This window comes from uncultured Anaerobiospirillum sp., from assembly GCF_902485895.1.
In the GTDB taxonomy this organism is placed as follows: domain Bacteria; phylum Pseudomonadota; class Gammaproteobacteria; order Enterobacterales; family Succinivibrionaceae; genus Anaerobiospirillum; species Anaerobiospirillum succiniciproducens.
Genome location: NZ_CABTML010000007.1, coordinates 113,936 through 130,240 on the forward strand (window position 1 = coordinate 113,936; position 16,305 = coordinate 130,240).

The following is a 16,305-nucleotide window of genomic DNA, read 5'->3' on the forward strand; positions in this document are numbered from 1 at the left end:
TAAGATCGTCACAGCACTAATTTACCAACAAACATTTGTACTTATCAAAGATCAGTACTACAAGATATGCGGAGCCACTAGTGAATATTAAAGAGGCCTTGATAGCTGGATTCAAAACCAAAGGACTACGTTTTTACGGTCGTTCTAGCCGTGCAGAGTTCTGGTACTTCTATATAGCTACCATGATCTTCATTGGTGTATCTTTTAAGCTCAATGCTATCCCAACAATTGGTTCACTACTGCAAGCAGTAGCGATCATTGCCATTATTGCCTGTCAATACACAGCCACGATCCGTCGTCTCCATGACACTGACATGGCTGGCAAGATCGTAGCTGTTCCTTATTTATTTACCTTGGTATATCTGATCTCTTGGGGTCCTTTAAATGCGCTGCAGCCAGAGTATGGACCAAAGATCTTAGATGGCATTATCACTGTAATTACTTTAAGTTACTTTTATATTCTCTTCCTCTGCGCCAAGCCTGGTACTAAAGGCAATAACAAGTACGGCACTGATCCTTTAGATACAAGCAAAGAGTCTCAAGACTTCATTAATCCTGTGCACATGGAGGTACCTCAGTATTTAGGTGATCCATGGGCGAAGTTTAAAGCTCGTGTTGCTCGCGACAAACAAAAGCAGCAAGAAAAAGAAGAGGCTATCGCTGCCGGTAAAGAAGTTGAAGAGGAACCTAAATACGTTAGTGTTCCAACCCCAAAGAGCGATAACAACAAGCCATCCCGTCGCGATCGCAACAAAAATAAATAGGCCCTAGCTCTACCATAGACATTTGCAGCTAAATCTATACAATCTAAATGCAGCTTTTATAAGCTACTGATCTACATTTGTATATTGAATACAGGAGATATCATGTACGGCTTAATATCCGCCATCAAAGTTTGTCTTAAGGACAAGTTATTCATCACAGGCGGTCGCGCAGGACGCGCTGAATTTTGGTGGTTTACTCTTTTTGCTATTGCTGTTCGTGTTGTCTTTTTGCCACTTAACACCATTCAGTACTTAGGCATTATTTACTCTGTCATTAACTTCATTGTATTCGTAGGTCACTACACTGTAATGGTTCGTCGTCTTCACGACACCGGTCGTTCAGGCTTGCACATCGGCCCAATGCTCGTTGGCCTTTTAGTTTCTTTTGCAGGCTTCGTCATCGTAATGCCACTAGCTGTAACTGTAGGCGAGATCATTGCTGGCTTAGGCGCTCTTTACGTACTTGTTCTGTGCGTTCTTAAAGGTGATGCAGGCGACAATCTCTTTGGCCCACCATCCCCACTGCCAAGCAAGGCCTAATAAGACCATCTTCCATCTAACACGGCAGCATCCACCATCTTAATCTACATAGTTTTAAGATCGCTGCCGTGCCCCACCGCACAAGCTAACACCACAAATCTACGATTCCCACGATCCATCAGAGCAAGCTCAAACCACCTCTATTCAAAGCTGCCAAAGTGTAGTCAAAACACCTTTGACGAACTCACTCTTACAAAGCTCACAATCCTAAGAACTACTAGTAGCAGAGCCTTCTAACTAAAGCACTAAATCACATCACTAAACAAAGGCAAGATCCTAAAACCATACTGTATTGAGCCACGATCTATTCAACCTAGGTATACGGTACAAATGCTTATTTTTGGTGCACACTCAAAACTATGGTTCCAAATAAACATATCTATACAAGCGAATGAAATTTATATGTGAGATATATCACAATACTAGTGCACATTATTATCATCTAACATTGCCATGCTATATTTGCTGCAAATTTAACGAACGATCTTAGCTCTTATGCAATCATAAGCACTAAGAAGACGTTATCTGTTCACAAAATGTATCCGTTCTTAGATTTTTAGTGCAAAACATAAGGATTTTTAAATGGACTTCAAGCAGGCGTTTATCACTTGCGCTATAGAAAAGCGTTTCAACTGGCAAGATCGTGCATGCCGTAGTGAATTTTGGTGGTTCTATTTAGCTACCGTCGCTATTGGCATCATCGCATCTCTTTTCAATGCCATTCCACTTATCGGCCAAGTCATTGCCTTAGTAATTAACATCGCCATTTGGTGGTTATCTACTGTTGCAGCTATCCGTCGTTTACACGACATTGATAAGAGCGGCTTTTGGCTCTTATTACCAGCAGGCGCATCTATAGTTGGCATTATAATGATTGTTATGGGTGTTTTGGGTGGATCAGACTTATTATTTGCTCTTGGATTCATTGTTGCTTTAGGCGGCTCAGGCTATATGATCTTCTTACTTGTTCAGCCAGGCACCCCAGGTCCAAACAAGTACGGTCCAAATCCTCTTGCTACTGCAGCATACAATGCACCTGATATGTCAGCCACTACAGCTAATGATATGTCCGCTCCAGCAGACAACAACATGTCAGAGCCTGCTGCTAACGAGACTCTTGGTGCAGCTAATGAGGAAACTACTGCAACAAGTGAAGCTCAGCCTCAGGACAAGAACAATCAGCAGTAATAGTTATATTGCTAAGCAGCTTTATTTTTAAGCTTGCTCCAGACGCTTATAAATGTCACAAAGCGGCCCCGCTATTTAATAGTGGGGCTGTTTTGTTTGTAATGGATGCGAGTCGTGTTAGATTTTGCTCAATGAGTTTGAGCATGGCTTGGTGATTTTTGATACGATCTTTAGTTACTGCCTCATTACACATATTTATCTAACAGATATGTACTGACAGTCTAATCAAGAGCATTGAGGATTGGTTTATGAATTTTCAGCGTGCCATCAAGGTTTGCATGGTAGAAAAACCTTTTAATTGGAAAGATCGTGCATCAAGATCTGAGTTTTGGTGGTTCTATCTGTTCACAATCTTATTGAACATCCCTCTTAGCATCCTCACTTATTTGAGCACTATCGGAGAGATTCTCAACCTTATTGCCTCAATTGCGATCTCTTGGCTAATTTGGATGGTCACTATCCGCCGACTGCATGACACCAATAAGAGCGGCTGGTATTCAGTTATACCTTTTGCCACACTCCTTGCAATGGTGCTCCTTGCTCTTATTTTTTCCGATGCTTTTGAAACTGAAGCATCCGCAGTTGGTCTCGCGGCGGTATTGATCATAGGGTGGATTGCTGTCCTTATTTACATGATCGTGCTGCTAGTCCAGCCAGGAACCGTAGGACCAAACCGTTTTGGCCCTGATCCTTTAATGGAAAACTACCAAGACTACAACTTCAATAACGGCGGCCAATTTAACGCCAATGGCCCTGCCTTTAATCCAAATGGACAAGGCTTTGGCCCTAATGGCCCAGGCTTTAATCCAAACGGCCCATTCAACGGCTATGGTCCAAATGGTCCAAATGGTCCATTTAATGGCCCAGGCCCTCAAGGCGGCCCTGGCGGTTCAGGTTTTAACCCAAACGGATTTAACCCAAATGGCCAAGGCTACGATCCTAACAGCCCGTTTAATGGCCAAGGAGGCCCAGGCGGTCAAGGCTTTAACCAAAACGGCTTTAACCCAAATGCCCAAGGCTATGATCCTAACGGTCCATTTAATGGCCAAGGCGGCCCTGGCGGTCAAGGCTTTAACCAAAACGGCTTTAACCCAAATGGCCAAGGCTACGATCCTAACGATCCATTTAATGGTCAAGGCGGCCCGGGCGGTCCAGGCTTTAACCAAAACGGCTTTAACCCAAATGGCCAAGGCTACGATCCTAACGGTCCATTTAATGGTCAAGGCGGCCCGGGCGGTCCAGGCTTTAACCCAAATGGCTTTAACCCAAATGGCCAAGGCTACGATCCTAATGGTCAAGGTTTTGATCCACACAGCCCATATAATGGTGAGCCTAATAGATCTGAGCACGATAATTTTGCGGCTAATGATCCGCGCAATGATCAGGATGTTTACCGAGGCGATCAGAACAACGCTGATGCCAACTTTAACGATCCATATAATGACTCAAACAACTCTAACGACTCGCATCATCGCTTCTAGAGCTTAGCGACTAAAAACTAAAACTATTACGATCTTTATCTAAAGCAGCCCTGTCCACAAAGACGGGGCTGTTTTTGTTTTGTCTCAGAAGGCTATAGTCAAAATAGTGGAGATCAAATGTTAATTTTTATGTTTAGTTTGGGTGCAAGTTAATTCAAAAGTCGCAAAAACACTATCAACTAAGCTGAAATTGAAGTGATCAAGAACTTTCTTTACAACAGAGATCACTTTTTATCAAGCCGTGTCTGACGTGGCTTTATAGCTTTGCTAGAATGATGAGGATATAGGTCTAAATGTAGACTTGTTATCATTGTTTATTACAACAAATTCAGAGTTAACCTTTTCTGACAGAAGTTGCACTTGAGCTACCGCAATAAAAGCTAATGGCTAGATGATCTATGAGCTTTGATTAGATCTCTTTACGCTCAAGCCTTAAAGAAAAGTACTCATATAAATGTTGTAAAACGAATTCTTAGGGGAATGGTACTGATTCGGCCACTGGCCGTTGCCATACCGCCAATGCTGCCGATTTTCAGTATAAGCTCATCTCAAAACCAACTTATATACATAGAAGTTAAGTGATTTTGATGAGTGCTCAGATGTAGGAAGGGGTCTGATGTTTTCACAAGTCGTATCATCACCGAAAGGACAATTCACAACAGTATTCGGTGCTTGCATTGTTTTAACTGCTGTTTCAACTGTAGTTTCAAACTTATCTGAGCCGGATTACTCCGTAACCATTCGTCTGTCACACGCCCGCACTGCTGGTTCATATGTTGACTTAAGTGCCAACAAGTTCAAGGAGCTCGTTGAGCAGAAGTCAGGCAATCGCGTTACTGCAGACATCTATCCAAACAATGGTCTGGCTGCTGGTCAACAAGATCGCGTCATGGACATGCTAACAAACGGCAGCATCGATATTCAGATTGCATCTGCAACCGATCTGTACAACCTCGATAACCGTTTTGGCACCTTCTGGCTTCCTTTCCTCTTTGAAAACGATGAGCAGATCAACTACTTCGTAAATGACGAAGAAGTTTTCACCACCATGCAGTCATGGTTAGATCCTCACAACATTTCTTTAAAGAGCCTCTACTCTGCCGGTGCTCGTCAGATCAGTAACAATGTAAAAGAAATTACATCCCCATCTGATCTTGAAGGCATGAAGTTCCGTGTACCTCCTTTCAATGCACCTCATAACATTTTCAAGACTCTTGGTGCTGAACCAGTTAGCATGAGCTTCTCTGAAGTTCCTTATGCTATAGAGAAAGGCCAGATCCAAGGTCAGCAAAGCAACTTAGCTCTGTTCTTAACCTCCAAGTTATACGAGACCCAGCCTTACGTAACCATGTGGAATGGCATGTACGACATCCACGTATGGCTTGCCAATAAAGACACCATGAGCAAGATGAGTAAGGCTAACCAGAAGGCTGTTGATGAAGCTATTAAGGAAACCATTGCTTGGCAGACCAACATGGTTGAGAACTTCAATAAGCTCTATCTCAAGACCTTAGAGTCCAAGGGCGTAAAGATTACCTTCTTAACCCCAGAACAGCTTGCTGCTTTCCAACAGAAGGCATTCCCAATCTACCAGGATTACGTTGCTAAGTTTGGTACCGACACCTTAAACTTTGTCCTGAGCCACCGTGGTAAGCTTGGCAATACTGATAATGACGCAGTATCCATCGACGCTGTTGTAGAGCAGACTGCCGTTGAGGCTGCCGAGAAGTCCTTAGAGGCTGCTCCAGAATTAGTTAGTAATGTTGTAGGCGATAAGATCGAGACCCTTCCTGAGGGCGCTGTAGCCGCTGAGCAGGCAGCTCCAGCTCCAGAAGCTGAACAAGCTGCACCTGCAGCCGAGCAGGCTGCCCCAGCACCTGTTGCTGAGCAAGCAGCTCCGGCCCCTGAGGCAAAGCCTGCTGTTGAGCAGGCTGCCCCAGCACCTGTTGCTGAGCAAGCAGCTCCTGCCCCTGAGGCTAAGCCAGCTGTTGAGCAGGCTGCCCCAGCCCCTGTTGCTGAGCAAGCCGCTCCTGCCCCAGAGGCTAAGCCAGCTGTTGAACAGGCTGCCCCAGCACCTGCTGCTGAGCAAGCCGCTCCTGCCCCAGAGGCAAAGCCAGCTGTTGAACAGGCAGCTCCTGCACCTGTTGCTGAGCAAGTAGCTCCTGCCCCTGAGGCTAAGCCAGCTTTAGAGCAGGCTGCCCCAGCACCTGTTGCTGAGGAAGAAGTTGAGACTACCGATGATGAGGCTGTTGAGGCTTTCGATAAGGCCGCTGCACAAGAGCAAGCTGCTGCTCAAGTAGCTGCAGCACCAGTTGCTGAAGTTACAACTCAGGTTCCTCTCTCACTGTACGCTGAACTCCCAGTGGTTGCTGATCTCGTAGCCATGGCTAATGTAGTTGAGGTTGAAGTAGCTACTGTAGAAGCTGCTGTTGCTCAAGAGAAGGCAATGGAGACCGCTCCACAGCCAGAGTTATACGCTGAAGAGCTCAAGAAGGAAACTGCTGAGCCAGTTGCTGAAGAATTAGTTAAGGCTGAGACTGTAGCTGCAGCTGCTGCCGATGCTGTACTGGCTGTTGCTGGTGATGCACTACCAGAGACCACTGCTAAGGTAGAGGCTGTACAAAAGGCTTCTGAGGCTGTAGTTAAGGCTGTATCAGCTGAGGCTGCCAAGGACCGTAACGTAGTAATTGCTAAGGATCAGCCACAGGTTAAGGGCTTTAAGCCAATCTATGAGGATGTTCCTTCTGTTTCTGGCTTCAAGCCAATCTTAGAGGACCACCCAACTGTTCAGGGCTTTGATCCAGTTGTTATCGATCAGCCACAGGTTAAGGGCTTCTACCCATCCCAAAAGCAGGCAACTCAGGCTCCAGTTCGTCATCCAGCTATGACCGCCCCAGCTCCAGTTGCTCCAGTAGGCCTCCAGCCATCACTGCAGTTTGTTCCAGTTGGTGAAGCTACTATCCAGTACATCGAAGTTGCACCAGGTCAGTTCCAGGCAGTTCAGGTTGTTCCAGTACAGCCAGTTCAGATCCAGCCTTTAAACACCAAGACCTACGGCAACGTTCACTACCAGCAAGTAGTTCCTGCTCCAGAGGCTAAGGCTGCTCCTGTTGAGGCCGCTCCTGTTGAGGCTGCTCCAGCTCCAGTTGCTCCTGTAGCTCCTGAGGCCGCTCCTGTTGAGGCTGCTCCAGCTCCAGTTGCTCCTGTAGCTCCTGAGGCTGCCCCTGTTGAGGCCGCTCCAGCTCCAGTTGCTCCTGTAGCACCAGAGGCTGCCCCTGCTGAGGCTGCTCCAGCTGCTGTAGCTCCTGTTGCTCCTGCAGCTGTTCAGGACGGCTTTATGAACATTGTTCCTCTCAAGCCAGCTGCTCCAGCAGTTAAGGCTGCTCCAGCCCCTGTAGAGGCTGCCCCAGCTGCAGTTGCTCCTGCAGCTCCAGTTGAGCAGGCCCCAGTTGCTCCAGAGGCTGCAGTTGTTGTTACTGAGCCAGCAGCAGTTGAGCAGGCTCCTGTAGCTCCACAAGATGCATACGCTGATGGCTATGAGTATGTTGAAGGTGCTGACGAGTACGAGTATATGGAAATCACCCCAAGTGCTGATGGTGCTTCAAACATGGATGACTTACCAGATCCAATCATCATCATGCCAGACTCAATCCCTGAGAATCTTCCAGAGGGTGTAACTCCAGAAGACTTAGTTGGTACTACTTACCCAACCATCAAGCCAAATCAGGAATAAGCTTTCTAGCTAAATCAATCGCTATTTATTAGCAGCAAGAACCCAGGTTTATCCTGGGTTTTTGCGTTTTTAAGCCTGATAAAGCAAGGCGGCCTTGAACTATTTGGCTCTGCAGTCACGCTTGAACTATGTGGCTTGCAGTCTTCAAAGCTCTGCATGTATTACATGTATGGATGCTAGGGGTGGTTAATTTAGTGGTTTATGAATGGTTAACTGATCGTTTGGCTCATGAAAGCTATTATTAAGATTGTGGTTATTTGAGCGATTTTTGGGGCTAGGCGGTATCTATAAAGTCTGGTTTTATGGCTAAGATACCTATTTCGGATGCTAATTTTGGCGATATTTGTGGGATTTAACTTAGATTTAACTTTTGTAAGACTGCAAGCTTAACTATTCTCAACTAAGATGCTCTTCAAACAACAACAATAAAAGTATGCCCGACCTTAGAGACATTAGCTAAGCTCTTATGAGCTTACTCACCTGTGGTGGTTCTCTTTGGTTTGGCTGCTTTTTTTATGCTTGCTGTACAGAGAAGATTACTTTAAGTAAGTCTTTAATCTTACAGCTACAAACAGAATTCTCCATAAGTAGTTGCTTGTGTGCGATCTAGCTTTGCAAAGTTAACAGCCTTAAGCACCACCGCTTAGAACGTCCTCCCTACTTTGCTATCTTCGCCTGTTATCTACACAATGCATCTTTTATAGTTGCGCTTGCTCCATCAGCTACCATTTTTAAGCCATTGCATAGCAAGTAATGATTAAAGCTATGCACGAGTTTAGATAGGCTTTACAATGGATTTAGACTTATGTAAGTGAGCTATTGAAAGTTCAAAGAAATTTATTTTACCCTTTGAACTTGACAACAAGTATAGAGTAACGCAACACTAACCATTAGCACTTAACGGTGTTCTACTACCCTTCAGCTTGAGTTTAAGTCTGATCGAGGACCCTATGATCTTTTACGTAGAAGATGACAACAGCATTCGCGAGATTGTTTTATACACTCTAAGCTCTATGGGCTTTGAAGCAAAAGGCTTTGAAGATGGCCAAAGCTTCTTAAAAGCTCTTGAAACAGAACGCCCATCTTTAGTAATGCTTGATGTAATGCTGCCAGATTATGATGGCGTTGAATTGTTAAAGCTCCTCAAGCGCAACGCCCGCACCAACGATCTGCCAGTGATCATGGCCACTGCACGTGGCGCTGAAATCGAAAAGATTCGTGCCTTAGACTTAGGCGCTGATGATTACCTTGCTAAGCCATTCTCCATGATGGAGATGGTTGCTCGTATCAAGGCTGTATTACGCCGCTACAAGAGCGAAAAGCCAAAGGTGCTTGAGGCCTCCAACTTAACCTTAGATGAAAGCAGCCATACTGTTAAAGAAGGCGATCGCTCTATTGAACTTACTTACAAAGAGTACGAGCTTTTATCTTTACTGCTCAAGCATCAAGGTCGCGTTTATAGCCGTGAGCAAATCCTCGATCTCATTTGGGGTCACAACTACGACGGTGAGAACAGAACTGTAGACGTTCACATCCGTACTTTACGCTCCAAGCTTGGCGATGCAGCCTCATTAATCAAGACTGTTCGTGGCGTAGGCTACAAGCTCGAGTGCAGCTAAGAGTTTATAAGGCCCCGATGGCCTAAGCATACATTTCCTTTTGTTCACAAAGGCCATGAGAGCTAATCTTATGGCCTTTTTTGTCAGTATCTTATAAAGCCAAACACACTTTGCGCGATCTTTAATTTAGCTTGTTTTAGTGCTCCTAGTATTTTTAGGTTAAAGCCTAAATATATGGGATTTGTCTGTCAAAATTGTCGCGCATTTGCTTAACAAATTCTTAATGATCGTGTGTAAGAATCTATCCGTTCGACAAGCCTTAAGTCCTGTTCTAAAGGCAAAGGATATAATCGATTTTTTGTATAACAATACATTGTTAAGTACGATCGTGACTTAACAAAGCAATGTGTGCTGTTAATTCTTTTGTTAATTAATAGCCACTTAGCTATCTACTTTTGATAGCTTAACCTCTTATATACTAGTACTTACGTACCTACCATGGTTGGAAAGAGTTGTGCGAAAGAAGATCTTTAAAGCCTGTCTGCAACTGTCTATCGGTCTGATGGCAGTGTTGTCTATCGCAGCAGTATTGATTCATCAGTTCTTAAAGACACAAGAAGATCTCTCACGTCTTGAGAATTTTGGAAGTGTCATTGCCGATGCTATTGATCTGCATGGTATCGACTTTCTCAAAGATAACACTTACTCCTGGATGCGTATCTCTGTCATTTCCCAAGATGGCACCATACTTTATGACAGTGCTTTTGATGAGAATACTCTTGATAATCACCGCACCCGTGCAGAGGTAGATGATGCTATTCACAAGGGCAAGAGTACTATAAGCCGCTATTCTAATACGCTCAAGAAGCAGACTTACTACCATGCTATTCATCTTAAGAATGGCTATGTGCTACGCCTGTCTTTCTCAAGTGACAGTGTCTATCTGTACACTCTTAACTTTATGGCATTCTTAGCAATACTGCTGTGCATTTTGATCGTGTTCTGCTATTACATTGCCACCTTACTGTCTCGCTCCATCATTGAGCCTATTGATAAGATCAACCTCAATACCATCAAGCCTAACTCAGATAGCATTGATAATGTGTACAACGAGCTGCGTCCGTTTATAAGACGTATTACCTCACAGCAGCTTAAGATCGACGAGCAGTATCAAGAGCTCCGTTTGCGTGCTAATGAATTCCAAGCCATTACTAAGAGTATGTCTGATGGCTTAATCATGCTCAATGCAGATGGCAATATCATCTCCATTAACAAGATTGCCCGTAAGATCTTCGCGGTTACAAAAGAAGACTGCCTCAATCAAAACTACTTGGCTATTGATAACTTTGAGTACCTCAAAGATATGATGGCTCAGGTAAGCGAGAAACCAAAGCAGACCCGTAATATCGTCCGTGATGGTAGAGATTATGAGCTGCGCTTTAGCCGCATTGAAGATAGCGGCATCTGCATTGGCTATGCGATCATAATTTTAGATATAACCGATAAGAAGCGTACTGAAAAGCAACGTCAAGAGTTCACTGCTAACGTATCTCATGAGCTTAAGACCCCATTGCAGTCAATTATTGGTTATTCAGAGATGATGGCCAATGGCTTTGTTAAGGCAGGTGATATTAAGCACTTTGCCACCCGTATCAATAAGCAAAGCAGCCGCCTTAAGACCTTAATTGAAGACATCATTTTCCTCTCACAGCTTGATGAAGGGCAAGTTGCGATTATGGAGCCTATCTCCATTAATCAAACTTGTCGCGAGGTATTTGATAACTTACAAGAAAAAGCTCAAGAGCATGGTATTACACTGAGTGTTGCCGGTGCTGATATTAAGTTCATTGGTGTAAGCCGTTACATCTACGAGCTTATCTACAATCTCACAGACAATGGTATTCGCTATAACAAAGAAAACGGTAGCGTCACCGTTTCCATGCAAACTACTAACAATAAGTATTTGATCACTGTTGCTGATACCGGCATTGGTATCGCGCCTGATGAGCAATACCGTATCTTTGAACGCTTCTATCGCGTAGATAAGTCCCACTCACGTCAAACTGGTGGCACGGGCTTAGGCCTGTCTATCGTTAAGCGTGTGGTACTCTATCATCAAGGTAAGATTCGTATTAACTCAGAAGTTGGTAAAGGAACTACCTTTACTATCACCTTCTACAAGGACAAGTTAGCTGAGCTTAAAGAGTCTAATGAACGTCGCCAATTAGAACTCCTAAAAGAAAGTGAAAAGGAGATGGCTATCTCCGATGCTATTACTGCAGAGCAAGCTATAGAGAACTTCCGCCTTAAAAAGCAAGAACTCGAAAACTTATCTAAAGAGGCCATGATCTCAATGGCCGCCGATGAGCTTGCAGCTAAGAATAAAGCTACAGCTGCTCAAAGCAGTGAATCAAATGGTAAAACAAGTGCTATCGTAGCTGATGGTGATGAGTTAAATGCTGTTTTTGAAACCCCTGATACCACGCTTAGCGTGAATGATGATTTAGATGCTGCTAAGAAAAATCATGCCCCAAATAGCCTTGTAGATATCCAAAGTAAGGATGCCTTGCTCAAAATATCAGATGCACTATCAGAGCCTAGAGATATCTCATCCTTAAGCCATAATGAAGTTACCTCTAAAGCTTATGATGAGTTAGCTGATAGTGATTTAAAAGCTAACCTTAGCTCTACCACAAGTAGTTATGAGATAGACGCAAGCAAGATAAGCGAATCCACGACTGCCTCAAAGAGCAGCCATAAAGCCGCTGACAAGAAGGTCAGCACTCGGGCCACTAAGTCTGCATCAGCTAGCAGTGCAGCTGTAAAGAAACCACGTACTAGAAAAACTACCACTAGTACCAAAAGCCGCACTAGGACTAGCAAGGCTAAAGGCCCAAGCGAAGAGCCATCTAAATAAACTTAAGTCATGATCTCATTAAGTTTAGGTCTGAGATCTAGTAAAGATAGAAATAAATCTCTTCATCTCAGGCCTTAACTAGTGATCACCAACGAAAAAGCTCAGCAAATGCTGAGCTTTTTTCTTTTAGCTAAAGTATGGTTGCGTGCTATTAGCCTGGAATGATCATACCTTCATCACGCATCTTAGCGATCTTGTAACGTAAAGTTCTTGGGCTGATGCCAAGCTTTTCAGATACAGCCTGACGATTGCCACGGCACTCTACTAAAGCATCTAAGATGATTTGGAACTCTTGCTGCTTAAGCTCGCCGCCTAATGACTTAGGAATGCTTTGATTCCTAATCATGTCCATGGAGTTATTGGCCATACCATGCTGGCTTAATAAATCATCATCGCCCATGCTTACAGGTGCTTGAGGCTGTGGAGGAACATCTACTACCTCTTGAACTTGCTCTTGAGCAATAGTTGGAGCGATACCAGCCATAGATCTTTGCTGATCTTGAGAGCCAATGGCGTCGTCTAAGATAAGATCGCTAGGCTTGATCACACCGCCGCTAGCTAAAATCAGAGCACGCTGCATAACGTTCTCTAGCTCACGCACGTTACCTGGCCATTGGTAAGCCTCAAGACGTGCTATTGCCTCTTTAGAAAGCTCAGGAATGTTTTTAGAGCTCTCGGTAGCATGACGCTTTAAGAAGAACTGAGCTAAAGGCAGCACGTCCTTGCTACGTTGGCATAAAGGCTTCCAACGTAATGGGAAAACGTTTAAACGGTAGAATAAGTCCTCACGGAACTTGTTTTCGAGTACAGCCTGCTTTAAGTCGCGGTTAGAGGTAGCAATAACGCGTACATCTAAGGAAATAGTCTTACGACCACCTAAGCGCTCCACCTCTTTTTCCTGCAGCACACGTAAGAGCTTAGACTGCAGGCTTAAATCCATCTCAGTGATTTCATCTAATAAGATGGTACCGCCTTGAGCCTGTTCAAACTTACCTGGACAAGCTTGAATAGCGCCGGTAAAAGCACCCTTCTCATAACCAAAGAGAGTTGACTCAAGCATGGTGTCAGGGATAGCTGCACAGTTAATGGCAACAAAAGGACCAGAAGAGCGAGCTGAGTTGTCGTGCACGTAACGAGATAAAACTTCCTTACCTGAACCTGATGGGCCGGTAATCATTACGGTAGCATCGGAGGCAGCAACTTTAAGAGCTAATTGTAATAACTCACCAGTACTCTCATCTGCCCAAATAGGCTCGCGCTTAGTAATACGCTTAACTGGAACACATCTTGAGACCTGGCTTAAGAGCACCTCAGGTGCAAAAGGCTTAGCCAGATAGTGAATAGCACCATCGCGCATGGCTTTAACTGCGCCATCAATATTGGCATACGCAGTCATCAAAAGTACTGGAATCTGAGGGTACTTGTCGCGAATGCAATTTAGCAAGGTATGACCATCCATGCCATCCATCTGAATGTCAGAGATAACCATATCCACGATACGTCGATTGAGCAGATCCAGAGCCTCATCACCATTAGAGGCCTCAACACATGCATAGCCAGTAAGCTCGAGGGTATCTACAATAGCCTCACGTAACTGACTATCATCATCTACTACTAAAATTAGACTTGAATTCATAAAAAAATCGACGCACTAACCTCTGCCTTAATGCATTGGAGCAGCGCCCTCCTTTGTGCAATTCGGTTAAAACTTATCACCTAGCTTCACTAGCTAAACCAACCTTGTTTCTATGTCTGGTAAGACATATAGTGATTGGCCAAGAATGGCTCTAAAGCCGCTCCTTAGGTATATGGTTTTGACATAAATGCCATGGATCAATCATTTTAATCTGTTAGGCAATTGCATCGCAAGCTTACAAGGACTAGCTTACACAATATTATGTACACAATCCTACACATGTATAGCTTGTGACAGTATGTTGCTCAAACATACCTTTGTGTTTTCTGGATAAGACACCGCTATACAAGAGCTAGGCATACTTAAGTTCATCTAACCTTAAGAGCATATAAACTTACATACCTGTAGATTTAGACAATAGATCACCAGATGTGACAAAGACTTGGCTAAAAGGCTAGATCTCGTCTTCACTGCGACGCTTTTGAGATCTAACAGCGGCGGCAAATACTGCGTTAGCTGCGCCTACTGCTGAGCCCTTAGCAGACTTTGGATCTTTGACCGTAGATGTGCCATCGACATTGAGGTTTGACTCAAGCGCATTAGATTTATGCTGCTCGCTTGCATCGAGTAACTTATGCGACTTATCAACCTTAACCTCAACTTGGTTAAAGCCTGATACATCAGTATGCACTACCTGTGAGAAGGTATTGTGCTCAGAAGTACTTGCATTCTCACTAGCTCTTAGAGATTGCTGCTTACGTGCATAAGCTGCAAAGGCCTCTGAGGTGGCACTATTAGCTGCGTGGGCTTGCTGTGAACTAATACCTGCAGCTGTCTTTGGTAAAGATTGAGAAGATGCAGCATTAGCCATGAATGACATGCCTGAAGATGCATCATGGCCATATCCAACATCTTGATTGGCTATGCTTGCAAAAGATGAGCCGTGTCTTAAGGCATTGGACAAATCACTTGCCTCAGATGCAAAATCCTCAGCGTTATCATAAGAGCTAAAGCCACTGCTTGATGCAAATGAATTAACTCCAACATCAATAGAGCCAGTACCAATAGCTGTCTCACTAATACGATTATTACCGTGGGCACTCTCAGTTAAGATTGAACGTACTGCCTTGGTATCGTTAGAACCCATTGCACTTGCATTGCTTTGATTTTCAGTGGCACTCTTATGTGCCCCCATCGATGTCGCACGTAACAGTTCAGTTGCAGAGGCAGCAGCCGATGCCGATTGTGTAGAAGTAGCTGCTGACGATGTAGCCATTGGCGCGGATACAGCTGAGGTTGCTGATGCGTGGGCACTTGATGGAGCTTGGCCACTTAATGTACCAGCACCTAAAGCTGCAGATGCAGCGCCATCATGAGCTAAAGTATTATTGGAGCTAGATTGACTATGAGTGTGCGTAGTAGCGTTGGTTACTGCAGCAATTTGCTGAGCTGAGTCTTCTTCTGTTGCCTTGTGCAGAGGAATAGAGATCTCAAAGACTGTCGCAAAAGTATTATCCCAAGAATCAAGGCGCAAAATACCCTGATGCACTTTAGTCACTGCAGTGACAACAGCTAGACCTAAACCAGTGCCAGATGGCTTAGAGGTATAGAAAGGCTCGAAGATCTTCTCTTTGAGCTCTTCTGGAATTCTTGGACCGTCATTGGCCACAGCAAAAACAGCGCGATCGCCATCCTTACTTAAATTTAAAATGATGTTATGACCGCCAGCCTCAACTGCATTAGCAATCAGATTGCTAATCGCGCCAGTTAAAGCGGTGGCGTTACACATGATCTCCAGACCCTCATCTTCAATCTGAACATCTAAACGCGCCTCACCCTTAGTAAGTACAGCTGTGACATTATTAGCTGCTTGATCAGCCACACTAGTAGCATCAGTAAGCTTAGCAGTTTGTTCATTAGAGCGAGCAAACATCAAAATGTCACTTACTTGAGCTTCTAAAGCCTCAAGACGGCTCATGAGTTTTTCTTGGAAACGCTTACGAGCAGACTCTTGTAGATTGGCATTTCCTAAGTTAGCTGCATACAAAATAGCTGCTGATAGTGGAGTACGAATCTGATGGGCAAGCGATGCTGCCATACGACCAAGCGATGACAAACGCTCCATATGAGAGAGCTTGTCTTGCAATAGGCGGGTTTCGGTAAGATCGGTAACTTGAATTAAGTGGCCTGAATGCAGCGGTACAGTTACTACCTGACAACGTCGTCCATCACGAGTGGAGATCTCATGACCATCATCATTACGTGGACGGAATACAGTTGAGATCACCTCAACCCATTTGCGTCCCTCAAGATAGGACTCATTGAGCAAAGACAGAGCTGCTGGATTGGCTTTTCTAATGATTCCACCCTCATCGATGACCATGATTGCTGAAGGAGTCTTTTGCAAAACTTCACTCATCAGCTCAACGTCGCTTTGAGAATTAGGAATCGTACTCATTAACCAACACCACTTAGCAAGGGTAAAAA

Annotated in this window: 9 protein-coding genes; 7 read left to right on the forward strand and 2 right to left on the reverse strand. The window is 44.4% G+C overall.

Annotated features, from left to right (window positions below):
* The first annotated feature begins 80 nt into the window (after positions 1 to 80).
* From RDO37_RS00745 to RDO37_RS00775, 7 genes are all read left to right on the forward strand, one after another.
* On the forward strand, positions 81 to 764 hold the full coding sequence (locus RDO37_RS00745; RefSeq protein ID WP_027940302.1) for a DUF805 domain-containing protein: 684 nt from the start codon (positions 81 to 83) through the stop codon (positions 762 to 764).
* A 102-nt stretch (positions 765 to 866) separates the two neighbouring features.
* A complete protein-coding gene (locus RDO37_RS00750; protein WP_308497773.1) occupies positions 867 to 1,304 on the forward strand; it encodes a DUF805 domain-containing protein in 438 nt (145 codons plus the stop codon).
* Between the two features lie 582 nt (positions 1,305 to 1,886).
* Positions 1,887 to 2,492 carry a DUF805 domain-containing protein gene (locus RDO37_RS00755; RefSeq protein ID WP_308497774.1) on the forward strand — a complete coding sequence of 202 codons (606 nt, stop codon included), beginning with the start codon at positions 1,887 to 1,889 and terminating at the stop codon, positions 2,490 to 2,492.
* A 248-nt stretch (positions 2,493 to 2,740) separates the two neighbouring features.
* Complete coding sequence (locus RDO37_RS00760) at positions 2,741 to 3,973, forward strand: DUF805 domain-containing protein (protein WP_308497775.1); 1,233 nt, start codon at positions 2,741 to 2,743, stop codon at positions 3,971 to 3,973.
* Positions 3,974 to 4,589: 616 nt separating this feature from the next.
* On the forward strand, positions 4,590 to 7,706 hold the full coding sequence (gene dctP / locus RDO37_RS00765; RefSeq protein WP_308497776.1) for a TRAP transporter substrate-binding protein DctP: 3,117 nt from the start codon (positions 4,590 to 4,592) through the stop codon (positions 7,704 to 7,706).
* A 950-nt stretch (positions 7,707 to 8,656) separates the two neighbouring features.
* Complete coding sequence (locus RDO37_RS00770) at positions 8,657 to 9,325, forward strand: winged helix-turn-helix domain-containing protein (protein ID WP_027940275.1); 669 nt, start codon at positions 8,657 to 8,659, stop codon at positions 9,323 to 9,325.
* Positions 9,326 to 9,779: 454 nt separating this feature from the next.
* Entirely contained in the window at positions 9,780 to 12,182 is a 2,403-nt protein-coding gene (locus RDO37_RS00775) for an ATP-binding protein (protein WP_308497777.1), read from the forward strand.
* 151 nt (positions 12,183 to 12,333) lie between these two features.
* Here RDO37_RS00775 and RDO37_RS00780 read toward each other — a convergent pair whose 3' ends face one another.
* Together RDO37_RS00780 and RDO37_RS00785 are read right to left on the reverse strand one after the other, a co-directional pair.
* The gene (locus tag RDO37_RS00780; RefSeq protein WP_303074007.1) at positions 12,334 to 13,818 is read right to left on the reverse strand and encodes a sigma-54 dependent transcriptional regulator; all 1,485 of its coding nucleotides are present in this window, start codon (positions 13,816 to 13,818) and stop codon (positions 12,334 to 12,336) included.
* 454 nt (positions 13,819 to 14,272) lie between these two features.
* Positions 14,273 to 16,276, reverse strand: coding sequence for a PAS domain-containing sensor histidine kinase (locus tag RDO37_RS00785; RefSeq protein ID WP_308497778.1), 2,004 nt, complete (start codon positions 16,274 to 16,276; stop codon positions 14,273 to 14,275).
* Positions 16,277 to 16,305: the final 29 nt, after the last annotated feature.